General features: G+C 36.1%; 26 protein-coding genes. 14 read left to right on the forward strand and 12 right to left on the reverse strand.

The genetic code is table 11. From position 1 onward, the window contains the following. Nucleotides 1-51 precede the first annotated feature (51 nt). From Q9Q86_RS04700 to Q9Q86_RS04720, 5 genes are all read left to right on the forward strand, one after another. The gene (locus Q9Q86_RS04700) at nucleotides 52-492 is read left to right on the forward strand and encodes an SRPBCC family protein (RefSeq protein WP_075696895.1); all 441 of its coding nucleotides are present in this window, start codon (nucleotides 52-54) and stop codon (nucleotides 490-492) included. Nucleotides 493-502: 10 nt separating this feature from the next. Beyond that, nucleotides 503-1,183 (forward strand): (d)CMP kinase, encoded by a 681-nt coding sequence (gene cmk, locus Q9Q86_RS04705; protein ID WP_099948597.1) that lies wholly within the window; start codon nucleotides 503-505, stop codon nucleotides 1,181-1,183. Between the two features lie 114 nt (nucleotides 1,184-1,297). Further along, nucleotides 1,298-2,980, forward strand: coding sequence for a 30S ribosomal protein S1 (gene rpsA, locus Q9Q86_RS04710; RefSeq protein WP_004954100.1), 1,683 nt, complete (start codon nucleotides 1,298-1,300; stop codon nucleotides 2,978-2,980). 157 nt (nucleotides 2,981-3,137) lie between these two features. Next, entirely contained in the window at nucleotides 3,138-3,440 is a 303-nt protein-coding gene (locus tag Q9Q86_RS04715; protein ID WP_004911476.1) for an integration host factor subunit beta, read from the forward strand. A 30-nt stretch (nucleotides 3,441-3,470) separates the two neighbouring features. Then, complete coding sequence (locus tag Q9Q86_RS04720; RefSeq protein WP_112986420.1) at nucleotides 3,471-3,833, forward strand: lipopolysaccharide assembly protein LapA domain-containing protein; 363 nt, start codon at nucleotides 3,471-3,473, stop codon at nucleotides 3,831-3,833. A gap of 141 nt (nucleotides 3,834-3,974) precedes the next feature. Here Q9Q86_RS04720 and Q9Q86_RS04725 read toward each other — a convergent pair whose 3' ends face one another. Continuing rightward, nucleotides 3,975-4,445 carry a hypothetical protein gene (locus Q9Q86_RS04725; RefSeq protein WP_227540304.1) on the reverse strand — a complete coding sequence of 157 codons (471 nt, stop codon included), beginning with the start codon at nucleotides 4,443-4,445 and terminating at the stop codon, nucleotides 3,975-3,977. A 296-nt stretch (nucleotides 4,446-4,741) separates the two neighbouring features. Here Q9Q86_RS04725 and pyrF point away from each other — a divergent pair, with 296 nt between their 5' ends. After that, nucleotides 4,742-5,437 carry an orotidine-5'-phosphate decarboxylase gene (gene pyrF / locus Q9Q86_RS04730; protein ID WP_099948600.1) on the forward strand — a complete coding sequence of 232 codons (696 nt, stop codon included), beginning with the start codon at nucleotides 4,742-4,744 and terminating at the stop codon, nucleotides 5,435-5,437. Between the two features lie 9 nt (nucleotides 5,438-5,446). Here the strand turns inward: pyrF and Q9Q86_RS04735 are convergent, their stop codons facing one another. After that, the gene (locus Q9Q86_RS04735; RefSeq protein ID WP_112986419.1) at nucleotides 5,447-6,364 is read right to left on the reverse strand and encodes a lysine exporter LysO family protein; all 918 of its coding nucleotides are present in this window, start codon (nucleotides 6,362-6,364) and stop codon (nucleotides 5,447-5,449) included. Between the two features lie 47 nt (nucleotides 6,365-6,411). After that, entirely contained in the window at nucleotides 6,412-7,926 is a 1,515-nt protein-coding gene (locus tag Q9Q86_RS04740; protein ID WP_004954105.1) for an NAD(P)/FAD-dependent oxidoreductase, read from the reverse strand. 155 nt (nucleotides 7,927-8,081) lie between these two features. On the opposite strand from Q9Q86_RS04740, the gene Q9Q86_RS04745 reads away from it, so the two are divergent. The 4 genes from Q9Q86_RS04745 to Q9Q86_RS04760 all read left to right on the forward strand — a co-directional run bounded on the left by Q9Q86_RS04745 (nucleotide 8,082) and on the right by Q9Q86_RS04760 (nucleotide 13,547). Next, on the forward strand, nucleotides 8,082-9,101 hold the full coding sequence (locus tag Q9Q86_RS04745; RefSeq protein WP_112986418.1) for an AraC family transcriptional regulator: 1,020 nt from the start codon (nucleotides 8,082-8,084) through the stop codon (nucleotides 9,099-9,101). Nucleotides 9,102-9,219: 118 nt separating this feature from the next. Continuing rightward, nucleotides 9,220-10,365, forward strand: coding sequence for a cell division protein ZapE (gene zapE / locus Q9Q86_RS04750; RefSeq protein WP_112986417.1), 1,146 nt, complete (start codon nucleotides 9,220-9,222; stop codon nucleotides 10,363-10,365). A gap of 293 nt (nucleotides 10,366-10,658) precedes the next feature. After that, entirely contained in the window at nucleotides 10,659-12,821 is a 2,163-nt protein-coding gene (locus tag Q9Q86_RS04755) for a malate synthase G (protein WP_004954110.1), read from the forward strand. A gap of 57 nt (nucleotides 12,822-12,878) precedes the next feature. Next, a complete protein-coding gene (locus Q9Q86_RS04760; RefSeq protein ID WP_112986416.1) occupies nucleotides 12,879-13,547 on the forward strand; it encodes an SOS response-associated peptidase in 669 nt (222 codons plus the stop codon). Nucleotides 13,548-13,640: 93 nt separating this feature from the next. Here the strand turns inward: Q9Q86_RS04760 and Q9Q86_RS04765 are convergent, their stop codons facing one another. Further along, nucleotides 13,641-14,105, reverse strand: a complete 465-nt coding sequence (locus Q9Q86_RS04765) for a MarR family winged helix-turn-helix transcriptional regulator (protein WP_004911447.1) — start codon at nucleotides 14,103-14,105, stop codon at nucleotides 13,641-13,643. 655 nt (nucleotides 14,106-14,760) lie between these two features. Further along, nucleotides 14,761-15,618: an alpha/beta fold hydrolase gene (locus tag Q9Q86_RS04770; protein ID WP_112986415.1), complete on the reverse strand. Its 858-nt coding sequence runs from the start codon at nucleotides 15,616-15,618 to the stop codon at nucleotides 14,761-14,763. 119 nt (nucleotides 15,619-15,737) lie between these two features. On the opposite strand from Q9Q86_RS04770, the gene Q9Q86_RS04775 reads away from it, so the two are divergent. Next, entirely contained in the window at nucleotides 15,738-16,199 is a 462-nt protein-coding gene (locus tag Q9Q86_RS04775; protein WP_112986414.1) for a hypothetical protein, read from the forward strand. Between the two features lie 32 nt (nucleotides 16,200-16,231). On the opposite strand, the gene Q9Q86_RS04780 is transcribed toward Q9Q86_RS04775, so the two are convergent. Then, nucleotides 16,232-16,471 carry a hypothetical protein gene (locus Q9Q86_RS04780; protein ID WP_112986413.1) on the reverse strand — a complete coding sequence of 80 codons (240 nt, stop codon included), beginning with the start codon at nucleotides 16,469-16,471 and terminating at the stop codon, nucleotides 16,232-16,234. A gap of 359 nt (nucleotides 16,472-16,830) precedes the next feature. Continuing rightward, a complete protein-coding gene (gene brnQ, locus Q9Q86_RS04785; protein ID WP_112986412.1) occupies nucleotides 16,831-18,132 on the reverse strand; it encodes a branched-chain amino acid transport system II carrier protein in 1,302 nt (433 codons plus the stop codon). Nucleotides 18,133-18,475: 343 nt separating this feature from the next. Between brnQ and map the strand changes: the two genes are divergently transcribed. After that, nucleotides 18,476-19,270: a type I methionyl aminopeptidase gene (gene map / locus Q9Q86_RS04790; protein WP_004911430.1), complete on the forward strand. Its 795-nt coding sequence runs from the start codon at nucleotides 18,476-18,478 to the stop codon at nucleotides 19,268-19,270. Nucleotides 19,271-19,295: 25 nt separating this feature from the next. Here the strand turns inward: map and Q9Q86_RS04795 are convergent, their stop codons facing one another. Together Q9Q86_RS04795 and Q9Q86_RS04800 are read right to left on the reverse strand one after the other, a co-directional pair. Continuing rightward, nucleotides 19,296-20,219 carry a LysR family transcriptional regulator gene (locus Q9Q86_RS04795; protein ID WP_112986411.1) on the reverse strand — a complete coding sequence of 308 codons (924 nt, stop codon included), beginning with the start codon at nucleotides 20,217-20,219 and terminating at the stop codon, nucleotides 19,296-19,298. Between the two features lie 52 nt (nucleotides 20,220-20,271). Continuing rightward, nucleotides 20,272-20,697 carry an HD domain-containing protein gene (locus tag Q9Q86_RS04800; RefSeq protein WP_112986410.1) on the reverse strand — a complete coding sequence of 142 codons (426 nt, stop codon included), beginning with the start codon at nucleotides 20,695-20,697 and terminating at the stop codon, nucleotides 20,272-20,274. A 79-nt stretch (nucleotides 20,698-20,776) separates the two neighbouring features. Between Q9Q86_RS04800 and Q9Q86_RS04805 the strand changes: the two genes are divergently transcribed. Continuing rightward, the gene (locus tag Q9Q86_RS04805) at nucleotides 20,777-21,100 is read left to right on the forward strand and encodes a hypothetical protein (protein ID WP_004954140.1); all 324 of its coding nucleotides are present in this window, start codon (nucleotides 20,777-20,779) and stop codon (nucleotides 21,098-21,100) included. A 34-nt stretch (nucleotides 21,101-21,134) separates the two neighbouring features. Here the strand turns inward: Q9Q86_RS04805 and grxD are convergent, their stop codons facing one another. Continuing rightward, nucleotides 21,135-21,476: a Grx4 family monothiol glutaredoxin gene (gene grxD, locus Q9Q86_RS04810; protein WP_004772459.1), complete on the reverse strand. Its 342-nt coding sequence runs from the start codon at nucleotides 21,474-21,476 to the stop codon at nucleotides 21,135-21,137. Nucleotides 21,477-21,639: 163 nt separating this feature from the next. Between grxD and Q9Q86_RS04815 the strand changes: the two genes are divergently transcribed. After that, complete coding sequence (locus Q9Q86_RS04815) at nucleotides 21,640-22,854, forward strand: aspartate aminotransferase family protein (RefSeq protein ID WP_005402559.1); 1,215 nt, start codon at nucleotides 21,640-21,642, stop codon at nucleotides 22,852-22,854. 53 nt (nucleotides 22,855-22,907) lie between these two features. Here the strand turns inward: Q9Q86_RS04815 and Q9Q86_RS04820 are convergent, their stop codons facing one another. Together Q9Q86_RS04820 and Q9Q86_RS04825 are read right to left on the reverse strand one after the other, a co-directional pair. Next, complete coding sequence (locus Q9Q86_RS04820) at nucleotides 22,908-23,339, reverse strand: CBS domain-containing protein (protein WP_004911413.1); 432 nt, start codon at nucleotides 23,337-23,339, stop codon at nucleotides 22,908-22,910. A 133-nt stretch (nucleotides 23,340-23,472) separates the two neighbouring features. Then, the gene (locus tag Q9Q86_RS04825; protein ID WP_004911409.1) at nucleotides 23,473-23,853 is read right to left on the reverse strand and encodes a DUF2750 domain-containing protein; all 381 of its coding nucleotides are present in this window, start codon (nucleotides 23,851-23,853) and stop codon (nucleotides 23,473-23,475) included. Between the last annotated feature and the right edge of the window lie 42 nt (nucleotides 23,854-23,895).

Raw genomic sequence — 23,895 nt, forward strand, 5'->3', positions numbered from 1 at the left:
TGTGGCAAACTAAGCCGCGATGATTTTGGTCAAATTAAAAAAGGCAAAGCTATGCGTAATGCAATCACTGTAAAAAAAGAGTTTCATGCACCTCTTTCAGAAGTGTTTGATTTATTGTCAAAACACGCAACTTATAATAAAGCTTTTGCTCCATTACAAGTGGTACGAGTTAAAGATTCGGCTGATCCAAAACGTCCAGATGGAATTGGGTCGGTTCGTCGAATGGGATTTGGTCCTGTAAAACCATTGCAAGAAGAAATTACATTATTGGAAGAAAATAAACGTATTGAGTATAAGTTGATTAACAATCCACTTGTAAAGCATCATTTGGGTCAAATTGATTTCAAAGAAATTACACCCTACGTAACATTGGTAACTTACAAGATTGAATTTACAGCAAAAGCACCTTTTGTGAGTAAATTAATTCTTGCACAACTCAAAGCAGCAATTACACTAGGTTTCTCAAAACTAGCGAAATCAGTTGCTCCATAAAGAGAAGAGAATGACAGTTCATATTATTACGATTGATGGTCCAAGCGGATCTGGAAAAGGTACGTTAGCTGCTAAGATTGCTGCACATTACCAATATAATTTATTAGATTCTGGTGCGTTATATCGTTTACTTGGACTGTCTTTGGCTCAAAAAAACTTATTAGAGCAACTTGAAACTAAGTTGGATGAATGTGTCGAAATTGCAACTCATTTAAATATCGAATTTAAATCAACAGAATCTTCCACGATTATTCTACTCGATGGTGCTGATGTGACGAATGTGATACGCACTGAGGAAGTGGGGGAATATGCTTCTAAAGTTGCAGCAATTCCAGCATTACGTAAAGCGTTATTTGATCGTCAAAGAGCTTTTATCCAGTCTCCAGGATTGGTTGCTGATGGTCGTGATATGGCAACTTCTATTTTTCCTGAAGCTCAGGCAAAGATTTATCTCACCGCATCTGCACAATCACGAGCGGAGCGACGTGTAAAACAGTTGCAGGGTATGGGTCTTGATGCTAAAATAAGCGACATTTTATCTAACATACAGGCTAGAGATAAGCGAGATATGGAGCGTACAGTTGCTCCGCTCAAGCCAGCCGAAGATGCTTATATCGTTGATAGCTCTGAGATAGGTATCGATGAAGTATTTAAGCTCATGGTTGACTATATCGACAGTCGTATAAAATAGATATTGAATTAACTTTCAGTTGAAGCATTGCTTGATCAGATCTTTTGGACAATGTAACAACTTAACTTAACCGGCCTTGTCTGATCCAAGACCGCTGACTTTATCAGGTATATCATGACCGAATCTTTTGCAGCCCTCTTTGAAGAAAGTGAATTAAACCTCAACGTTGAAAAGGGTGCAGTCATCCAAGGTACTGTTGTTAGTATCGATTCTGACTGGGTTACTGTCGACACTGGCCTTAAATCTGAAGGCGTTGTTGATCGTGCTGAATTTTTAAATGAACAACGTGAACTTGAAGTTCAAGTTGGCGATACTGTTGACGTAGTTGTTGAAGCGCTTGACAACGGTATGGGTCAAACTGTTTTGTCACGTGAAAAAGCGAAACGTGCTGAAACTTGGACTAAACTTGAGAAAATCTTTGAAGACGGCGAAATCGTTACTGGTGTTATCTCTGGTAAGGTTAAAGGCGGTTTCACTGTTGACATCGGTCCTGTCCGTGCATTCTTACCAGGTTCTTTAGTTGACACTCGTCCTATTCGTGACACAACTCATCTTGAAGGTAAAGAGTTAGAGTTCAAAGTAATCAAGCTTGATGCTAAACGTAACAACGTTGTTGTATCTCGTCGTGCTGTTATGGAAGCTGAATCTTCTGCTGACCGTGAAGCATTACTTGCTCAACTTGAAGAAGGTCAAACAGTTACTGGTACTATTAAGAACCTTACTGACTACGGTGCATTCGTTGATCTTGGTGGTATTGATGGTCTTCTTCATATCACGGATATGGCTTGGAAACGCATCAAACACCCTTCAGAAGTTGTTGAAGTTGGTCAAGAAGTTACAGTTAAAGTACTTAAATTTGACCGCGAGCGTAATCGTGTATCTTTAGGTCTTAAGCAATTAGGCGAAGATCCATGGTTAGCGATCATGAGTCGTTACCCTAAAGGTTCTATCGTTAAAGCGCGCGTTACTAACTTAACTGACTACGGTTGCTTTGCTGAAATCGCTGAAGGTGTTGAAGGTTTAGTACACGTTTCTGAAATGGACCACACAAACAAAAACATCCACCCATCTAAAGTAGTTCAGATTGGTGATGAAGTTGATGTTATGGTTCTTGAAGTTGACGAAGAACGTCGTCGTATTTCTTTAGGTATCAAACAAACTCGTGCTAACCCATGGGAAGAGTTTGCTAAATCTCATGAGAAAGGCGAAAAAGTTTCTGGTACGATCAAGTCTATTACTGACTTCGGTATCTTCATCGGTTTATCTGGTGGTATCGATGGTTTAGTACACTTGTCTGATATTTCTTGGAACGAACAAGGCGAAGAAGCTATCCGTCGTTACAAGAAAGGTGACACAGTTGAAGCAGTTATCTTATCTGTAGATGCTGAAGGTAACCGTATCAGCCTTGGTATCAAGCAATTAAACAGCGATCCATTCAATGACTTCTTAGCTGCGAATGAACGTGGTGCTTTAGTTAAAGGTACTGTTACAGCTGTTGATGCTAAAGGTGCTACAGTTAAATTAGCTGATGACATCGAAGCAACTCTTAAAGCTTCTGAAATCAATCGTGACCGCGTTGAAGATGCAACTAAGTTCTTAGAAGTTGGTCAAGAAGTTGAAGCGAAGATCATCAACGTTGATCGTAAGTCTCGTTCTATCAACTTGTCTATCAAAGCGAAAGACGAAGCTGAAGAGAAAGAAGCTGTAAACAACGCTCGCCAAGCTGCTGCAACTCAAGCTGCAGAAAGCAATGGTCCTAAGACTATTGGTGACTTAATTAAAGCTCAAATGAAGTAATTTGTTAAAAAGTACATTTCTTGTAACAGAGATGTACTTTTTTATACAAAAATACTGTAAACGGTAGCGTAGTATTCATGTACTGCGCTACCGTTTTGTATTTAAACAGGTTATTATTAAAAACATTGAAAAGTAGCGATAATTAAAGAGGTCATCAATGACGACTGAAGCACTTAATAAATCTGATTTAATTGAACGGATTGCACTTAAAAACCCACATTTAGCTGAGCCTTTGGTTGAGGATGCAGTTAAGATCATGATTGATCAAATGATTGAAGCGCTCTCGAGTGGTGATCGTATTGAGATTCGTGGTTTTGGTAGCTTTGCATTACATCATCGTGAACCACGTCTAGGCCGTAATCCTAAAACTGGTAAGGCAGTTGATGTTGCAGCAAAAGCAGTACCACACTTCAAACCAGGTAAAGCTCTTCGTGATGCAGTAAACGAGTCAATTAAATAAAAAATAAATTAAATAAGTGAGGTGCGAATTATGCGCTATGTATTAATTGCATTACTTGTTGCTATATTTGGTTACGCATTAGCATTAGTTTTACAGAATCCAGCTGAATTGCAAGTAGATTTATTATTTACTCAAGTTCCAGCGATGCGATTAGGTTTATTGCTTTTGTTAACACTTGCTTTAGGTGTCGTGGTTGGATTATTACTGGGTGTACAAGTTTTCCGAGTTTTTCAAAATAGTTGGGAAGTTAAGCGCTTGCGTAAAGATATTGATCATTTGAGAAAAGAACAGATTCAACTTGCTCAGCAAGCTGCAGCTGAAGCTGCTGCGAGTGTTCGGCATGAGAAAACTGTTTTAGATGTTCACGCCAATGATAAAACGACAACTTTTTAATATTCGAAAGGCTATTTCATAAGTGAAATAGCCTTTTTGTATTTTTAGACGCTTTTAATTTTAAATCTTCAACCAAAGACCTATTCTTTTAATTTATTTTCTAGCTGATCCATAAATTTGGTAAAAGCATTAAAGCTTTTTTCAATCACGATAATCGATTTTAATTTTTATATCTGTAGATGTTGGATAATCATCGAAAACATCTGTTCCAACACCAATAGTATGCCCAGTCTCATGTGCTAAATGTATTTCACTACAAAATTTTAGATTTAGACTTGCCTCTTTAGTTATCTCATTAAGAACATTAAATACAACATTTCCTGTAGCCTCCATCACTTCAATAGTAACATATCGAATAAAAGGACATTGATTTGAGGTTAGTGAAACTAACTCATACGATAATTTTCTACTAGGGGACATTTTATCTCCCCATAAATATTTCAATGTATCGCTCAATAATTGAGACTGATCTAAATTTAGTTTTTTTAGATCATATAGATACCAAGGCCAATGGTTTGCATCTTCCTTGCAATGTAGGTTTATTGCCTCTTCGTATTTATTCTTTGGGTTTGCATAAGGTAAGACATCTTTATTAAGATCTGAAAAACTCATAATAAAATGAGCTAAATCTGGTAAAAACTTTAACCTTTGATCAATTGTCAGATTTTCATTTTTAAGAATATGAAAGAAGTGATGATTGCTAAACTGTATTTTTTATGCTGTATTGTCGATTTGATAGCTTGCATTATTATTCCTTATTGTCGTTATTTTAGGATTAAAATATAACTTATTTTACCATTTGTTTTATTTTTAAATTGTAGCGGTTATGCATATACATCAACCAAAGACCTGCTAATCATATTTTACACTTCTGCAAAAACCTATTTATAATAGCGCCTTTAACTGACTTGGAAGAAAAGCTCTTGAGTATCATTGTTGCATTAGATGCAAAAAGCCAATACGAAGCTATGACTATTGTTGAACAACTTGATCCAACACTTTGTCGAGTAAAAGTGGGCAAAGAGCTTTTCACGCATGAAGGTCCATCGATTGTAAAAAAATTACAAGATACAGGTTTTGAAGTTTTTCTCGATCTTAAGTTTCACGATATTCCAAATACGACAGCGCAAGCTGTTTGTGCTGCTGCTGATCTAGGAGTATGGATGGTAAATGTTCATGCTTCAGGTGGTCGTAAGATGATGGAAACTTGTGTAGAACGTCTTAAAGCAGGTAAGTACAAAACTCAACTCATTGCTGTGACAGTCCTTACATCTATGGCAAGAGAAGATTTGTTTGATATCGGTTTAGATGTCGAACCTGTTGATCATGTGAAACGTCTAGCAAAGCTTACTAAAGATAGTGGTTTGGATGGCGTGGTTTGTTCAGCTCAAGAAGCTAAAATTCTTCGTGAAATGCTGGGTCAAGATTTTGCTTTAGTTACACCTGGTATTCGACCTGAAGGTACAAATGCAGATGATCAAAAACGAATCGTAACACCTAAACAAGCGATGCTTGATGGATCTACTCATTTAGTAATTGGCCGCCCAATTACCAAGGCGGCTCAACCAACTGAAATGTTAAAATCTATTTTAGCTTCCATCTAATTCAATAAATTAGATTTTTAGATTCAGAAATAAGCTGATCAAGAGTGGAGCTAATAAAGATAATATTAGCCCGCTCATCATTGCATGCGGTACGTAATGAGTTCCGCATGATTGCTTGACCATAGCCAAAGTGACATCCATAGATGTTGCACCTGCACTCGATATCGCGGAACGAGGAAAACGCCAACCTAAGCAATACATTAATAAAATTGCAAAAATTTCACGGAATAAATCAGTGAGTAAGGCAATCCCTCCATACTTTGCAGAATGCAATTCAGTAAATAGAATGCCAGACATTGAATACCAGCCATAACCCTGTGATAAAGCTAAAACTTCATTTAACTTAAAGGCTTTAGGTAAAAGATAATAATTTAATATAGACGCCAAGCATGAACCTACAAATGCAGCAAATGGTACTAAGAGTATTTTCCAACTTAACCAACTACGATCAAACTGTGTATGTGTGAGTTCGATACCGATTAAAAAGATAAAAACTAAAAGTAGATACCAGCTATTAAATGTAAACGGTATATTGTTATGGTTAATTATTAGCCCTAATAGAATACCAATTCCTAATGCTAAAAAAGCTTTCGCTATATTTTTTAAAGCGTTAAAAAAAAGATTAAATGAAATTTTGCCTTGTACGCTTTGCCGATCAATAAGCTTATATGTAATTAAACAAATACCAAATGCGAAAATAGAGGTGGTAAAAGCTATTAAAAGTGCAGGAGGTAGGATTGTGGTCGGGTTGTCAATTTGGTTGAGTGCTTGTGTAAATTCAAAAGCAACACTTACCAATAACACATATGAAAAATATGGAAGAATTTTAAAAATGAGATTGTTCAAATTTTTAGAAAGTCTTGGTGCAATAAAATAGCCTAAGCTAATCGCAATAAAAATTTGAAAAATTAGAATGACAGATTGCATAAAAAAAGCAGGTTACGAATAACCTGCTTATTATGAAGAATTATTGACTATGCTGCATTTGTTTTAGTAGTCGCTGAGTTATTAAGGAAATTATAGTCAGCAACATTTACTTTGCGAGTCTCTAACCAATATTTCCAAGTATACGTCGGCCATAACGAGAAATTCTTTCCATCAGCAGCTTGATACCAACTACTGCATCCGCCGGCTTGCCAAACAGTGCCTTTTAACTGCTCTTGTACGCGATCGTTAAATTGATCTTGAACAGCATGCTTAACTTCAACAGCTTGAGTTTTAGTGCTATCAACAGTTTGAATTAACTGTAGAATATAATTTACTTGTGACTCAATCATGAAAATTACAGAGTTGTGACCAAGGATTGTATTCGGACCTAATAATTGGAATAAATTAGGGAAATTCTTGGTTGCAATACCATAATAGCTTTCTGCGCCATCTTTCCAAGCTTGCTTCAGCTCAATACCGTTACGACCAAAGCAATCAAAGTGTTTGAGATAGATACGTGGATCAGTAATAAATCCAGTACCATAAATCAGACAGTCGATTTGACGTTCTTTGCCATCTTTAGTCACGATTCCATTCGCTGTAATTTCTTGAACGCCATCAGTGACTAGTTCAACATTTTTACGATTGAATGTAGGGAAATATTTATTTGAGATTAGAATTCGCTTACAGCCCATTACGAAATCTGGAGTAAGTTTTTTAGCGAGTTCTTTGTCTTTTACTTGGAAGCGGATAAAGGCTTCAGCAAGCTTTTGACCATATTTCATGATTTGTGGTTGTACAATTGGCACAACTCGTGACTCATTTGTCCAATACAAACGACTACGATGAATTTGACGATAGATATTTGATGCTTTGAATAAAGATTTGCTTAGTTGAGAGTATTTACGTTCATCACGTGGAATCACCCAAGCTGCTGTACGTTGGAACACATAAAGTTGTTTAACATCTTTTGCAATTTCAGGAATATACTGAATCGCACTTCCACCAGTACCAATTGAAGCTACAGATTTACCATTCAAATCATAATTGTGATCCCACTGAGAAGAGTGGAAAACTTTACCTTTGAAGTTTTCAATTCCTTTTAAATGTGGAATTTGTGGAACATGTAATGGGCCAGATGCGAAAATTACAAATTGAGCTTCAAGTGTAGGTTGGTCTTTAAATTTTAAAGTCCAAACATTACGATTTTCATCAAATGTAGCATTGGTAACTTCATGATTGAACTTACAATAGTCTCTTAGCTTGTATTGAGTTGTGATTTCTTGAATATAATCAAAAATCTCATCAGCCTCAGCATAACGCTTTGACCAATCTGTTTTAGGCGCAAACGATAGAGAATACATGTGTGATTGAACATCACAAGCTGCCCCTGGATATTGGTTCTCTCTCCAAGTACCACCAACATCGTTGGTTTTTTCTAATATTACAAAATCATTGATTTGGCTTTGTAATAGTCGAATACTCATTGCTAAACCACCAAAACCTGCACCGATAATTGCAACTTTTGTTTTTTGAATGGCATCTTTGGTTTGATCACGCATAGTCCACGCCCTACACATCTAAATTTTGTGCAAGTTTAAAGGTTTTGGTGAGATTAAATATGATTGTACAGACGCAAAACTTGATCATTTCGGCAATACACTTATTTGTATATTTCGAGTAAAACATTAAAGTTTAGTGAATAGTAATTGGGATTATGAAGCGATCTATCCTCGGATTGATGTATTTAATTCAAGGCATGCGACATGTTGGGATAGATGTAGACGCACGTTTGGCAAATATGGGGATACATGCTGACGCTTTAGATCCAAGTACAATAATTCCAGACGAAATCGAATGGGATATCTTAAAACATATTAGCGAGGATATATCTCCAGAACAAGGTCTCGAAATAGGTCAGCACTATGCATTAGCTGGTTACGGTCCTTTTTTGATGTTACTAGTCACTAGTAAAAGCTTACATAAAGCACTTTTGAACGGTATACGCTTTCAGAAACTTACACATTTGTTTGGTTCGCTACAGCTAAATATTACCGATAATAAAATTTATTTGTTTTATACACCAATAGATTTGAATACACATTTGGGGCAGTTACGTGCGCAATGTGAGATTTCTGGTACATATAAATTCCTGCAAGATATTTTTAAAATGATGGGATTAGAAATTCCTAAAATCCAGATCGAATTACCTTTTGAACATCCTAAAGATATGCGATGGACTGAGGCTTACCAAGCTTATTATGGACATGATGTTAAGTTTGGATGTCATCAAGCGGCATTTATCATGCATGGCGTAGAAATTCTAGACATAAAAGTACCTTCAGCAGATGTATTAACTTATCGAATTTATGAGGAAAAGTGCTTACAAGATATCGAGAAATTCGAAAAAAGCTCTGATGGTATTTTAACAATCGTAGAGTACGTAGAAGGGTATCTTGAAATGCAAAATGGGGTAATTCCCACGATGTCAGAAACAGCATGCGCACTCAATATTCCTGAACGAACATTAAGGCATCAACTGCAACAACTACAAACCAGTTATAAAGAAATTAGAGAGCGCTTAATTAAACAAAAAGCCATTAAATTTATCGAAAATAGTGCCTATTCGATCGAGCAGGTTGCAGAAATGTTGGGATATTCAGAGCCAGCAGCCTTTAACCATGCATTTAAACGTTGGTTTGGACGAAGTCCTCGACAATATCATCGAAAAAACTAAATGCTTAAAAATGGTACATTATGATGTTTAAACTCTATGATAATTAAGCCTAAAATCTAATGTCTTTGAACTCAATGTTCGATATAATTTTCACCAATTAAAATTGCAATAACGCCTTATGTTAAATTCTAAACCAGACTCACATAGCACTGCATATACACCAACATCGCCTGCTGAGCGCTATGCTCAAGCTCTTGAGTCAGGGCAATTTATGCCTGATGAAGCTCAAGCGCAGGCAGTGCAAGAGTTAGATCGAGTATGGAAAGAGTTACTCACTCGCTATAAAGCTTCAAAAAAAGCATTTCGACGTTTCCGCAGACAAACATACCCAAAAGGTGTTTATATGTGGGGAGGTGTTGGTCGTGGTAAGACATGGTTGATGGATCAATTCTTTGAATCTGTGCCTTTCCGCCGCAAGATACGTCTGCATTTTCATCACTTTATGCAGCACGTGCATAAAGAGTTAAATAAACTTTCTGGTCAGCGCAATCCTTTGGATATGGTTGCAGATCAGATTTATAAAGATGCTGTTGTAATTTGTTTTGATGAGTTTTTTGTATCGAATGTTACGGATGCCATGATCCTGAGTGATTTGTTTCAAAAACTATTTGAACGTGGTATCACACTGGTTGCAACTTCAAACATTGCACCTGAAGGCTTATATAAAAATGGTATTCATCGTGACCGTTTCATGCCAACGATTGAATGTGTACAAAAAAATTGCACAGTATTAAATGTTGATGCAGGAATTGATTACAGACTACGTGTATTGAAGCAAGCTCAATTGTTTAAATATCCATTGAGTGCTGATGCTCAAGTATGGATGTTAGAACGTTTCAATGCATTAACTCAGACTCAAGTGAAGTCAAATTCACCGATTATGATTAATAATCGTGTAGTTGAAACACTCGGGCATACAGAAGATGTTTTATGGTGTGAATTCTCAGAATTATGTTTTAAACCGAGAAGCCCCGCTGATTTTATTGAAATCGCAAATATCTACAACACAGTGTTAGTTAGTAATGTTCCACATTTAACAGATTTCCTTTCAGAAGGAACTCGTCGCTTTATTTATTTGGTCGATGAATTCTATGACAGAGGTGTTAAATTACTGATTACTTCAGAAGATTCGATTATTGAGTTATATGAAGGATCTAAGTTAGCATTTGAAATTGAACGTACACGGTCAAGATTGTTAGAAATGCAATCAGATGCTTATCTACACTCTGAACATCGCCAAATTGACATGGCTAAAACTTCATAACTTATAAAGGCATTCTTCGGAATGCTTTTTTTTATATTTTGATACTGAGAAAGCTTTATTCTTGGTTGATTTTTGTTATAACTAAATGTGTTTTTAAGACTGTGAGATCATTACATCCTCATAGAATAAGTAAAATTTTAATTTAAAGTTTTGATTTACTAAAACTCGTAGTTGTCAATACTTCTAATTGAGAAAATGCTTACTATTTAGGAATGTGATATTACTATTCAGGCTAGTATAAATCAGTATACTAGGATTCTTGTTATAAAAAGTTAGCACCATCAGGAAAGACAATGACTGTACGTATTCAAAAAGGCAAGCTAGCGATTGCTAAAGAACTTTACGATTTCATCGAAAATGAAGCTTTACCAGGTTCTGGTTTAGATAGTGAAACTTACTGGAAAAATTTCGAGCAAGTCGTTGTCGATCTTAGTCCTAAGAACAAAGCATTATTAGCGAAGCGTGAAGAGCTACAAGCTAAAATTGATGAATGGCACCGTAATAATAAATTTGAGTTAAATGCTTATAAGGCATTCTTAACTGAAATTGGTTATCTTGTTCCTGAAGTTGAAGACTTCAAAGTTACAACTGAAAATGTTGATGAAGAAATCGCATTATTAGCTGGTCCACAGCTTGTTGTACCTGTACGTAATGCACGTTATTGCTTAAATGCTGCAAATGCACGTTGGGGTTCATTATACGATGCACTTTATGGTACTGATGTAATTTCTGAAGAAAATGGCGCTGAAAAAGGCAAGGGTTATAACCCTGTTCGCGGCGACAAAGTTATTGCTTTTGCTAAAGATTTCTTAAATCAAGCTTTCCCATTGGCACAAGGTTCACATGCTGATGCGACTAAATACGCAATTGAACATAACCGTTTAGTTGTTACTTTGAAAGATGGTTCTACTACTTCTTTAGCTCATGAGTCACAATTCGTTGGCTTTAATGGTGAAGCAGAAAACCCTACAGAAGTTGTTTTATTAAACAATGGCTTGCACGTAATTATCGATATCGATGCGAATAGCCCGATTGGTAAAACTGATGCAGCAGGCGTTAAAGATTTAACACTTGAAGCAGCAATTACAACTATTCAAGATTTGGAAGATTCTGTAGCAGCTGTAGATGCTGAAGAAAAAGTAGAAGGCTACCGTAACTGGTTAGGCTTAATGAAGGGTGATTTACAAGAATCAATCGAGAAGAACGGTAAAACAGTTACTCGTGCTCTTAATAAAGATCGTACTGTTAAAAACTTGATCGGTGGAACGACAACTTTACATGGTCGTTCATTGATGCTTCTTCGTAACGTTGGTCACTTGATGACAAACCCAGCCATCCTTGTTGAAGGTGAAGAAGTTTTTGAAGGTATTATGGATGCTTTAGTAACTCCGTTACTAAGCATTGTAGATATCCGTGGTGAAAACGAAAACCATAACTCTCGTAAAGGTTCGATGTATATCGTTAAACCAAAAATGCATGGTCCAGAAGAAGTTGCATTTGCGGTTGAGTTGTTTGAACGCGCTGAACAAGCTCTTGGTTTGCCTGCTAAAACACTTAAAATCGGTATTATGGATGAAGAACGTCGTACATCTGTAAACTTGAAAAACTGTATCGCAGCTGCAAAAGACCGTACAATTTTCATTAACACAGGTTTCATGGATCGTACGGGTGATGAAATCCATACTTCTATGGAAGCTGCACCAGTTGTTCGTAAAGAAGCTGTTAAAACTCAAAAATGGATTGCTGCTTACGAAAATCGTAACGTTGCAATTGGTTTAGAGTGTGGTTTACAAGGTAAGGCACAGATCGGTAAAGGTATGTGGCCAAAACCTGACAGCATGAAAGACATGTTGGCGACTAAGACAGCACATCCAAATGCGGGTGCATCATGTGCATGGGTTCCATCACCAACAGGTGCGGTACTTCACGCAATGCATTATCACCAAATCAATGTAAAAGCTCGTCAAGATGAATTAGCATCTCAAGACATGTTGACTTTGGATGATTTGTTAACACCTCCTTTTGCTCCTGAAACTAACTGGACAGCAGAAGAACTAAACAACGAACTTGAAAATAACTGTCAAGGTATCTTGGGTTATGTTGTTCGTTGGGTTGATTTAGGTGTTGGATGTTCTAAAGTTCCAGATATCAACAACGTTGGTTTGATGGAAGATCGTGCAACATTACGTATTTCTTCTCAGCACGTTGCAAACTGGTTACGTCACGGTATCGTAACGCGTGAACAAGTTGAAGAGGTATTGAAACGTATGGCTGTAATTGTAGATCAACAAAATGCGAATGATCCACTTTATACGCCAATGGCACCAAACTTTGATGGTATCGCTTTCCAAGCAGCTTCTGATTTAATTTTCAAAGGCGCTGAGCAACCATCTGGTTATACAGAGCCATTGTTACATGCTGCACGTTTAAAACTTAAAGGTTATACAGGTGATTAATTTCATCTAAAATAAAAGCCTCTTCGGAGGCTTTTATTATTTTGAAGATCATTTTTTATGTGTGCTAACTTTAAACCCATCACACTGGAGCAAGTAAAGCAACTTGAATTGCCGCTTGTATCTTTTGCCTATGAAGAAGAGGTTTATCCAAGTTATAAAACTCCATTATTGTTTAAATCTGAACAAGGTTTGGAGTGGAGGGAAGTTCTGTTTGGTTTAGTACCTAAATGGGCAGAAGATCTTAATATTTCAAAACATACTTATAATGCACGTCACGAAACTATTTTTCAGAAACCAAGTTTTCAAGAATCTGCCAACAAATGTAAGTTCGGCGTAATCCCTGTAACTGAGTTTTATGAAAGCAAATATATAGATAACAAGCCACAACGCTGGGCTGTAAAGCGTAAAGATGGACGGGCATTTTATATTGCTGCACTTTATGAGATTAGAAAATTAAATGACAAAATAATTCGTTCAGCTGCGATGTTAACCATGGACGCTATAGATCATCCGATGATGAAGGATTTCCATGAACCTGGTGATGTTAAAAGATCAGTTGTAGTTATTCCTCATGAACAATTAGATGAGTGGTTAACATTAAAACAGCCATATCAATTAATTAATTTTATGAATGGTTTTCCTGTAGAGGAGTTTGAATGTTTACATGTACCAAAACTCAAAATTGAGAAAATCACACCCCAGCTCAATATGTTTGATTTATTTTAGATTCGAAAATAAAAAAGCTTCTTGGACTGCCACCACTCTCCTAGACAAATTTCGTCTATTCTTTTATAGGAAGCTTTTTTAAATTTGATTAAATCAACGTGATAAATTCTTAAACATATGTTTTAAGATTTCCATTGTTTTTTCTATTTGCAATGGAGTTAAACCATCGAAAGATTGTTCTAAAATGACTGAAGTCAGGTCATTAATTTTAACAATCATTTCTTTACCTTTGTCTGTCAGAAAAACTCGCGTAATACGACCATCTTCTTTGCAAGAGTAAGTTTCGATATAGCCTTCATCTTTCAGGCGATAAACGATTTTAGTGGTCGTAGACATCTTTGAAATGACCATATCTGATAGTTCTGATACGCTGGCATGAGGTTTTACATTCAATGCAAGTAAAATACGACGGCGAGAATTGTCTAAACCATACTTTTTAAGTACGTTGTCGATGTTTTGAACGTACTGAGCATTTACTTGAGAAATCCAGTAATATGGAAAGTCTTCTAAGTTAAATGATTCGGCTGTAGGTAAAAAACGCGCATATTTTTTAGGCATTTACTTATTTCCTATGCTTGTTACTGTGAATTGGTTAACCAACTCTTGAATTCCATGAAGTGTCTTCACGACTTGCTGAAAAATCCAAGATTGATTGAATTTTCCACCATTTCATTTATAACAAATCTTCCTTAAAGAAGCTCTACAGCTATCTTTATTTTGAATAAAAAATCATCGAAAAAACATATAAAAATGTTATTTATGATGGTTTTATCTATTCTACACACTCTTTCAGATAGACAGTTTTTCTATAAATCAGTCTATCTCAAGAACATTGCTATTGTAGAAAATAAATACAATATTTGACGTGACTTTAAAGGCAAAAACTTCTGTCTCAAATGTCATAAAATATAGAAATCAATATATTTATATAATAAATACTATCAAATACAGATAATTGGGTTAAACATATGGTTAAAAAATAACTAGAATAAATAATCTAAAAAGATGAATTAATACATTCTTTATCACATTTTTATGCTTGTTTTTTGATCAATAAAATATACAGATGTAGAAAATTTAATAAATTTGGCGGTTAATTTAGTTTGATTAATTAATTTTGGAATGATGAAAGGTGGAATTTGATGTTATTAAAAAGACGCATCTAAACAGGATTACATATTTAGATGCGTAAAGTGAAGAGGGTACTTATTTATTAGACGTTGATTTCTTTTTCAATGATTGACCATAGTTGCTTATGGCTCTTCTTAAACATTGACATATGTCCAATCTCATTAAAACCATGTTTCTGTGGATCAAGTTGAACTAATTTGGTTTCAGCGTTTGGATACAGTCGTAATAAATCTTTGACATTGGCTTCTGTAGCGATTTCATCGTCTGTAGCCCAAAACGAAACGATAGGGCACTTAATCTGCTGATGATAGTCATTAAAAATAGTTTTACCAATCGTATTCATTACATAACCAGGTTTACTACAAAACTCAGCCCATTGTCTTGCAACATTTTTCGGTAGGTTTTCACCCATGCCGATGAATTGTGTCGCACCGTATCCTTTAAATAAACTTGAAACAGGGAAAATAATGTTGAACATAACAGGAGCTAATAACTTAGTTTTTCCCTTTAGACCTTTGATGTGACCTGTAGAACCCGCAATAGCTAATACCTTGGCAACTTTTTCATAAGAAGGGTTGATACCAAGCAACTGCCCGCCAGCACTGTGACCAATAATAATCACCTGTTGTGCGTGGGTTTTGTTGATTAGTGAGTCAATTGCAGCTGGTATATCCAATAAACCCCAATCATCAATACTTGCTGTAGAATCTTTTAATTTGCCATGTAATGACTCACCAATTCCTCTGAAATCAAAGGTGAGAACTTGATAACCTTGTTGATTCAGCCATTGTGCAAATGAATTGTAAAAGTTCTGAGTAATGCCAGTTGCTGGACAAACCAGAATTGGAAACTGTTTTGTATTATTTTCAGAAGCGTAGTATCGAGCTGAAAGTTGATAACCATCTTTACAGCTGATCCAAAAAGATTTATAGGTATTCATAACGGAGAACTCAATACTATCTCTAATTACTTTACACAAGTTCCAAAAAGAAACTTATATAAAAAATGACTAAAAAGTCAAATAAAGGTAGAATCAAGATTATTAATTAAACAAATCAAATGGATATAGTTGTGGAATTTAACCAAGCAATGGAATTAGCAATAATTTTTAGTGGAATTTTTCTTTGGGTAGGAATGTTAACAGGCGTTTGGAAATATTATCAAATTCGAAGATCTCAACAATCAAGAGCTCATTATTATGTAGATATTGCGCATCGTAGTAGTTTGTTATATGCGAGTGCCAGTTTAATTTTGGCATGTTTAAGTTATTTCAGTATGTTAAGTGAAACTACAAAATTATTTTGCGTTGTTGCGAATCTGTTCTTTTTCTCGATGTCGATCCTAACTTACATAATCCATGGCTTTTTAAAAGACACAACCAACCAATTTAAACAACCTCATCAATTGGGACATTGGACACTACCAACTTGGTGTATGAGTTTTATAATGTTTAGTTTGATAGTGGTTGAGCTGGGTGCAACAGCTGTATTGCTTTACGGAACAATTATTTATTTCCAATAAAAAATGGATGATGACTCATCCATTTTAGTAAATTAATTTTTTTGACGCTCAGCGCTCAACTGTCGAAACTTTCGGTCCACAATACCCCACGTACAAAAGGCTAGTGAAACGATCAGTGCATAGGCGAAATATTCAGGTTTCAAATTACCTTTAATTGTGCCTTGTAATAACAACGTAGCCATAAGTGCGAGTGTTGTGATTGCATATACGATCGAATCGTTTGCCTTCAGAGTGTTAATGAAGACTTGCTTGTTGAAATGTAATGATAACATCTCCATCCCTCCTTGAGTCGTGATGACAGAAACCTAATCGTTTTTGTCAGAATTGAATTTAAAGTTGTACTGCTTATTTTTAGGGATTTCAATAGGTAAAAAGACTATTTTGAAAATAAATTTTAGAATGTATTGATTTATATATGAAAATATTATTTTATTTGGTGATTGTTGATATTTTTAATTATGATATTGTTGGTTTTTTTACATTTAGAAATAGAAAATAATAAAACCATAAATCATTAATTTAACAGTTAAAAAGATTTGTCGTAAACAAAAAATGAACGTTGGATAAAAGAACATTTTCTGTATAGCTAAAATCATGTCTGGGTAAAACATCATTTTAACGACAAATCATTTTAAATTTTTTCTTTACGCATTCGATCAATAGCAGTAGTTACCACCAGTACGATAAGAGATGGAAGTAGCCATGCCAAATTTTGTTCATTCAAAGGTAGATGTTGAATGAAAACTGGTAAATATTCGTTGAATCCCGCAGCTTTTACCGCTTCGATAATTCCAAAAATGAAAGCAACTGTAGTAACTGATCCAACAACTAATGATGGTTTATTCCAGAATTTCCAGAAAAAACTCAACATAATGACCACGATAGCTGGTGGGTAGATAGCACTAAGCACTGGTACTGAAAATGCAATAAGTTTAGTCAAGCCTAGATTCGAAATGACCAATGAAAAACCGATCAAGATAAAAACAAGAAATTTATATGGTAGACCAGTCAATTCAGTAAAGTATTCAGCACAAGCACAGGTTAGCCCAATAGCAGTCACCATACATGCTAAAAAAATTAACCCAGTCAGGAAGATAGAACCTAAGTCGCCAAATGCGTGTTGAACATATGCATGCAAAATAATAGCACCATTGTCAGCATTTGCAGCAACTTCATGACTACCCAAACCAAGTTTGAATAGGCTGATATATACGAGTGTAAGTCCAACACCTGCAATTAAACTTGCAATAATTGCATATTTAGTTATCAGTTTTGAGTCTGTCACACCACGTGATTGTATTGCTTGAATAATTACGATACCAAAGACCAATGCACCAAGCGTGTCCATGGTGAGATAACCATTAACAAAGCCTTCAGAAACTGGGCTACTCACATAATTGTTGATCGGCGGTGAGATATAACCAGTTGGAATAACGATCGCTGCAATACCTAAAATTGCAAGTGCAATAATTTTTAAAGGCGCAAGAACATGCCCTACAGTGTCTAACAGCTTATTTGGGTAAAGTGATACAGCAGTCACTAGAGCAAAATAAATCACACTATATATAAATAAACTACTACTCGAAGTTCCAAAATAAGGAGCAAAACCAATTTCATATGAAACTGTCGCAGTCCGTGGAGTAGCGAATAATGGACCAACAGAGAGATAACAAACAATTGTTAATAAAAGGCTAGCAAATCGACCTAAAGGAGAACTAATAATCTCGATTGAGCCTTGCATTCGCGATAAAGCCATAATGGTAAGCACTGGTAAACCAACTGCAGTGATTAAAAAACCAAAAGCAGCAAGCCAAACATGTTCACCTGCTTGTTGTGCGACAATAGGTGGGAAAATAATATTACCTGCACCAATAAACAGTGCGAAGGTCATAAAACCTAAGGCAATAATATCTCCTGTACGAAGATGATTCATAAAATGGGAGGTTTAAAATAAAAGTGCGAATTCTAGACCAAAAATGTTCTCTTTTGAAACTAATTTTATGTGAAAATTGATTGATTTTTGACTAAAAAGAAAGCTTGTAAATCATATAATTAGGATTGGTAAACATAATTGTTTGAAATGATTTTAAAAGTGAAAAAATGGGTTAAACATGATGATATTATGATAAAAATCTAAATTAAATGTACAATTAATTGGTGTTTGTCCATAAAAGCATTGAACATTTGAAAGCTAAGGCGTAAAACTATAGAAATGATGAATGCAACGCCTATGCATTATTTTTTGATTTTATTTTTTTTAATAAGGAATATCTCGAATGAGAGCTTCTACTGTGACCATCAAAACGGAACAAGATATTGAGAAGTTAAGAATCTCAGGACGTTTAGCGGCACAAGTTTTAGAAATGATAGGCGAGTTTATTAAGCCTGGCGTAAGTACAGAATACCTAGATGATATCTGTAATGATTACATTGTAAATACGCTGCAAGTGATACCTGCCAATGTTGGCTACCATGGTTTTACGAAGACTACGTGTATCTCCGTCAATGAAGAGGTTTGTCATGCAATTCCTTCTGCAAAGAAGATTTTAAAAGAAGGTGATATTTTAAATATTGATGTAGCTGTCATCAAAGATGGTTACTTTGGTGATACCAGTAGAATGTACTTTGTGGGTGAACCTACTCCTGAAGCAAAAAAATTAGTAGAAACAACCTACGAAGCGATGCTTGCTGGTATTCATACTGTAAGACCCGGTGCGACTTTAGGTGATATTGGTCATGCAATTCAATCTGTAGCACAGCGTGAAGGCTATAGTATTGTTCGAGAGTATTGCGGTCATGGAATTGGGCGCGTATATCATGAACAGCCAAACATTTTGCACTACGGGCAAAAAGGTCAGGGTATGGTGCTGAAGAAAGGCATGGTATTTACGATTGAACCCATGGTTAATGCTGGGAAACCATTTGTTAAAGAGTTGAGTGATGGTTGGACGGTTGTTACTCAGGATAAATCTTGGTCAGCGCAATGGGAACACATGGTTGCTGTGACTGATGATGGTTTTGAGTTATTGACGCCATGGCCAAATGGAACTGGACATTATCCTTCAATTTAAAGGGTTTCGAATCATCAAGGCTTGATTAAAAATCAGGCCTTTTTCTTGTAGAGCACATCGTTAGTTGTTCAACCAGATAATCAATAAATACACGTACGGCAGGTAGCAAACCTCTTCTCGATGGATATACAGCGTGAAAAATACCATGAGGTGCAGTCCACTCTGGTAATACTTTTACTAATTGTCCTGATTTTACAAAATCTTGAGCAATACTATCTGGTAATAAAGCGATACCGCAATTTTGGCTTGCAAGTTGTGCCAACATTAAAAGATTGGAAGCCATAATCACTGGGTTAACTTTAATTTTTTGTTGTTGATTATTTGGGCCACTTAATAAGAATTGTTGATCGAGATGATCTTCTGACATACTAATAATACGGTGTTTGCTCAGTTCTTCAGGTGTATTTAGGTGTCCAAATTCATTAAGATATGCTTGACTGGCAAAAAGACGTTGTTCTATTGCTTCAAACTCTCTTAATACGAGATTGGGGTCATCATCTAATTTAGAACGAACCCTTAAAGCTAGATCAATACCTTCATTAATAACATCAACACGACGGTTACTGACCATCATTTGTACGCGTACTTCGGGATATTTCTTCAAAAAAGCGGGTAGTATTTTGGCCATTTGGTTTTGGGCGATGTCGACAGGAACGCTCACTTTGATCACGCCACGAGGTTCGCTACTTAAGTGATTAACCACATCATGTGCTGCTTGCGCGGCATTCATCATGACTTGTGCGTATCTATAGACATCCATACCGATATCAGTGACAGCAAAATGTCGTGAACTACGTTGAATGAGGCGAACGCCTAATTGTTCTTCTAAATTATAGACCCTACGGCTAAGCTTAGATTTTGGGATGTCAGTTGCACGTTCGGCTGCGCTAAAACCACCATGTTCTACAACCAGTGCAAAGCAGTAAAAATCATCTAAATCCGTTAGCATTCTGCCATAAACTCCAGCTTTTATAAGTTCTAGGTTAGTATAAACCGATTGATTAAATACTTTGTGTCAAAATATCGCGAACCAGTTGATATTCTTTAATTCGTTTAAAATCTTTATTTGTAGGTGAATGAATCCTCGATAAGTCCATATTGTCATTGATATCTGCAATTTTCACAACACGTGCTATAGGGTTTTGAAGGGTGCGTTTTGCAGCCTCAGTTCGAGATTCACCCTTTAGTTTAGTCAATGCTAGAATTGCTTCAACAATATCGTTATCACATCCTAATTCATATAGTTCATCTACAGTAGTATTAGTATCTTCGAGAACATCATGCAACACGGCTACAATTTTTTGCTGAATCGTTGAGACGTTCATCATGACGCGTAAAGGATGTAATATATAAGGGGCATTCGCCTTATCGACTTGTCCCATATGCTTTGTAGCGGCAAAAGCGATAGCTTGTTCTATAGAGACCATGTGCTAAATACTCCTGAGCTGGATAGCTTTGATTAGGATATTCTTTTAAACTGCTTTTAATTTCTTAAGCTTTATCATCATGTCTTATCAACTTATTAATATTGCCGATTCAACTCAAAATATTGTCTGCCCATATTGTCAACAAGCTGTACTAGATTGGGAACAAGAGCAATATATCCAACCATGTGATCATACGTTATTTATCGCTATGGACTTGGGATTTGAATATATAGCAGATCGTTTTGAAGAAACTTTGTCACAATCTGTTGATGAAATTCATGAAGATGCCAATATGAATATCTTTTCTAGTATTTCAAAGTCAACATATGAAGATGTACTTATTTTAAAATCAGATTTGGGCGTCGAAGGGATGTTTCGTTATATCGGTTTAAGTTGTAAGTAATAAAAAAGCCAATCAAGAGATTGGCTTTTTAAACTTATGCTTCAGGTGCTGGGCTATATTGCTCAACTAATGGTTTTAATTCACCATTTTGGAACATCTCAAGCATGATATCGCTACCACCAATAAGCTCACCATTTACCCATAACTGTGGGAAAGTAGGCCAGTTTGCAATTTGAGGTAATGTTGCACGGATATCTTGGTTTTCTAAGATATTTACATAGGCAAATGGACGACCAATTTGACTAAGTGCTTCAACTGCACGAGCTGAAAAACCACATTGTGGGAATTGTGGAGTGCCTTTCATGTAAAGTAAAACAGGGTGTTTCGCAATTTGATCACGAATTAACGCTACTGTATCACGCGCTTGTTCCGTCATAGATAGATCCTCAACTAATCTTTCCAAATTATATACCGAAAAATTAGCTGCGGGCTATTGCTAAAGATTTTTCTTGTATAAATGTGAGTTTAAGCTTTCAATCTACACAGGTTTTTGCTTATATAACCTTTTTCAACACAACTAACGATAGATTGAGTTTGTTATGACTAATATCACTCTTGCTCCTGTGCAACCTGATCAACCTTCACATCTTATGGCTACTTATGGTCGCCAAGCGATCAGTTTTGTTCGAGGACGAGGGGCGTATCTGTATACAGCAGATGGTACTGAATATTTAGATGCTTTGACAGGTATTGCTGTATGTGGTTTAGGTCATGCTCATCCTGTGATTGCAGAAGCAATAGCAGAGCAAGCCGCAACATTAGTACACACCAGCAACTTATTTGAAATCCCTTGGCAGACAGCTGCTGCGCAGAAACTCGCTGAGGTGTCAGGAATGGAAGAAATCTTTTTTTCAAATAGCGGTGCTGAGTCAAATGAAGGTGCAATTAAAATTGCTCGCAAATTTGGTGCGCAGCAAGGTGTGAGTAATCCTAAAATCATCGTTGCTGAACAATCTTTTCATGGTCGTACTTTGGCAACCTTGTCTGCAACAGGGAATAAAAAAGTTCAAGAAGGTTTTGCGCCATTAGTTGAAGGATTTATTCGAGTTCCATTTGGTGATGTTGAGGCAATCCAGGAAGCTGCGATCAATCATCCTGACATTGTTGCTATCTTGATTGAGCCAATTCAAGGTGAAGGTGGTGTCAATACTGCTCCACAAGGCTTCAGCTATTTAGAAGAAGTTCGTGCACTATGTAATCAGCACAATTGGTTGATGATGCTTGATGAAATCCAAACTGGTAATGGTCGTACAGGTAAATATTTTGCATACCAACACACCAATATAGTTCCTGATGTAATGACAACTGCAAAAGGTTTAGGAAATGGTTTTCCTGTTGGTGCGGTCATGACTCAAGGTAAAGCAGTTGGACTATTGGGTGCTGGTAGTCATGGTTCGACATATGGTGGAACTGTTTTAGGTTCACGTGTTGTTTACACAGTGATTGACACACTTCAAAATGAAAATGCTGTAGAAAATGCGGCTAAAGTGGGTGCATACATAGTTGAACAGCTCAAAGTGCATTTAAATGATTTGAATGTTCAAGTTCGTGGTTTTGGTATGATGATTGGTATTCAATTACCTAAAGATTGTGCTGAAATTGTTGCAATCGCTCGCGATGAATACAAATTAATTGTTAACGTAACCGCAGGTTCAGTGGTTCGTTTACTTCCTCCATTAAACATGACACAAGAACAAGCAGACGATCTTCTTAAGCGTCTTGTACCAGCCATTCAGAATTTCTTGAAAGATTGATTTTTGTAAATAAAAAAAGGGCAATCAAATTGCCCTTTTTTTATATTAATCAATTAGCCAGAAATATACTGTTGTAACTGTTCAATTAAAACGCGCTGATCTTCCATAGCAGCTTTGACTAAATCACCAATTGAAATAAAACCAACTAATTTTTCATTCTCTAGGACAGGTAAATGGCGTAAATGACGATCTGTCATTAAGTTTAAGCATTCTTCAACTGTATTGTTTAAGCTTACAGAAATCACTTTTGAAGTCATAATGTCCGAAACAAGCGTATTATTTGAAGAGCGCTCCATCAAGGCGATTTTACGTGTATAGTCACGCTCAGAGAAAATTCCAACCACTTTTTCATCTTCTGCAACGACTAAAGCACCAACACCTTTATCTGCCATGATTTTAATTGCTTCAAGTACAGTCGCATTTGGTGAAATCGTAAAAATAGATTGTACAGCTTTATTCTTGATGACTTGAGCAACGATTGTCATTATTTATCCACCTGTGTTGTATTGTCATTTTCATTTAACTTAACGGTATTTTTTTTAAATGCAAAGCCCTAATTTATCTTCGATGACGACTTTTTAATGTAAGTGCTTAAAAAGTCGTCATTGATTAGACGCTTTATACTGCTGGCATTACAGTGTCTTTTGGCATAAAGAAAAAGTGCTGCATTTGTTGAGTAGAAAGTTTGAATTTTCTGTGCGAAGAATTAAATAAAGCAGGTTCAACTTGTAATCGGGTCAAAGTAGGTAGCAACGATTCGTGAAAGTCTTTAGGTGTGATTTTACGTGGTTGGTAATGTTTCCAATGTGATTTTGCATAACGGTGTGCTTGGACGCCATTTAGCCAAAAAGGGAATACGTGACCATCTTGATCAGATTTGATTGCCCAACCTTGATGATAAAGACCCCAAAGTACACCGCAATACATCATTGTTTTTAGGATTGAAATTTTAATCATCAACTCACGAGAAACAGGTTGAAAATGGTTAAACCGATACATATTCTTAAACTTATATAGTTATAAACTCATGTTTTATTATAA

The sequence above is a fragment of the Acinetobacter sp. A22 genome, assembly GCF_030913345.1.
Lineage (GTDB): Bacteria > Pseudomonadota > Gammaproteobacteria > Pseudomonadales > Moraxellaceae > Acinetobacter > Acinetobacter junii.

Bases quoted from the DNA above. Each gene is read 5' to 3' on its own strand.
- Q9Q86_RS04700 (WP_075696895.1), top strand. From the start codon at position 52: ATGCGTAATGCAATCACTGTAAAAAAAGAGTTTCATGCACCTCTTTCA.
- cmk (WP_099948597.1), top strand. From the start codon at position 503: ATGACAGTTCATATTATTACGATTGATGGTCCAAGCGGATCTGGAAAA.
- rpsA (WP_004954100.1), top strand. From the start codon at position 1,298: ATGACCGAATCTTTTGCAGCCCTCTTTGAAGAAAGTGAATTAAACCTC.
- Q9Q86_RS04715 (WP_004911476.1), top strand. From the start codon at position 3,138: ATGACGACTGAAGCACTTAATAAATCTGATTTAATTGAACGGATTGCA.
- Q9Q86_RS04720 (WP_112986420.1), top strand. From the start codon at position 3,471: ATGCGCTATGTATTAATTGCATTACTTGTTGCTATATTTGGTTACGCA.
- Q9Q86_RS04725 (WP_227540304.1), bottom strand. From the start codon at position 4,445: ATGAGTTTTTCAGATCTTAATAAAGATGTCTTACCTTATGCAAACCCA.
- Q9Q86_RS04735 (WP_112986419.1), bottom strand. From the start codon at position 6,364: ATGCAATCTGTCATTCTAATTTTTCAAATTTTTATTGCGATTAGCTTA.
- Q9Q86_RS04740 (WP_004954105.1), bottom strand. From the start codon at position 7,926: ATGCGTGATCAAACCAAAGATGCCATTCAAAAAACAAAAGTTGCAATT.
- Q9Q86_RS04745 (WP_112986418.1), top strand. From the start codon at position 8,082: ATGAAGCGATCTATCCTCGGATTGATGTATTTAATTCAAGGCATGCGA.
- zapE (WP_112986417.1), top strand. From the start codon at position 9,220: ATGTTAAATTCTAAACCAGACTCACATAGCACTGCATATACACCAACA.
- Q9Q86_RS04755 (WP_004954110.1), top strand. From the start codon at position 10,659: ATGACTGTACGTATTCAAAAAGGCAAGCTAGCGATTGCTAAAGAACTT.
- Q9Q86_RS04760 (WP_112986416.1), top strand. From the start codon at position 12,879: ATGTGTGCTAACTTTAAACCCATCACACTGGAGCAAGTAAAGCAACTT.
- Q9Q86_RS04765 (WP_004911447.1), bottom strand. From the start codon at position 14,105: ATGCCTAAAAAATATGCGCGTTTTTTACCTACAGCCGAATCATTTAAC.
- Q9Q86_RS04770 (WP_112986415.1), bottom strand. From the start codon at position 15,618: ATGAATACCTATAAATCTTTTTGGATCAGCTGTAAAGATGGTTATCAA.
- Q9Q86_RS04775 (WP_112986414.1), top strand. From the start codon at position 15,738: ATGGATATAGTTGTGGAATTTAACCAAGCAATGGAATTAGCAATAATT.
- Q9Q86_RS04780 (WP_112986413.1), bottom strand. From the start codon at position 16,471: ATGTTATCATTACATTTCAACAAGCAAGTCTTCATTAACACTCTGAAG.
- brnQ (WP_112986412.1), bottom strand. From the start codon at position 18,132: ATGAATCATCTTCGTACAGGAGATATTATTGCCTTAGGTTTTATGACC.
- map (WP_004911430.1), top strand. From the start codon at position 18,476: ATGAGAGCTTCTACTGTGACCATCAAAACGGAACAAGATATTGAGAAG.
- Q9Q86_RS04795 (WP_112986411.1), bottom strand. From the start codon at position 20,219: ATGCTAACGGATTTAGATGATTTTTACTGCTTTGCACTGGTTGTAGAA.
- Q9Q86_RS04800 (WP_112986410.1), bottom strand. From the start codon at position 20,697: ATGGTCTCTATAGAACAAGCTATCGCTTTTGCCGCTACAAAGCATATG.
- Q9Q86_RS04805 (WP_004954140.1), top strand. From the start codon at position 20,777: ATGTCTTATCAACTTATTAATATTGCCGATTCAACTCAAAATATTGTC.
- grxD (WP_004772459.1), bottom strand. From the start codon at position 21,476: ATGACGGAACAAGCGCGTGATACAGTAGCGTTAATTCGTGATCAAATT.
- Q9Q86_RS04815 (WP_005402559.1), top strand. From the start codon at position 21,640: ATGACTAATATCACTCTTGCTCCTGTGCAACCTGATCAACCTTCACAT.
- Q9Q86_RS04820 (WP_004911413.1), bottom strand. From the start codon at position 23,339: ATGACAATCGTTGCTCAAGTCATCAAGAATAAAGCTGTACAATCTATT.
- Q9Q86_RS04825 (WP_004911409.1), bottom strand. From the start codon at position 23,853: ATGTATCGGTTTAACCATTTTCAACCTGTTTCTCGTGAGTTGATGATT.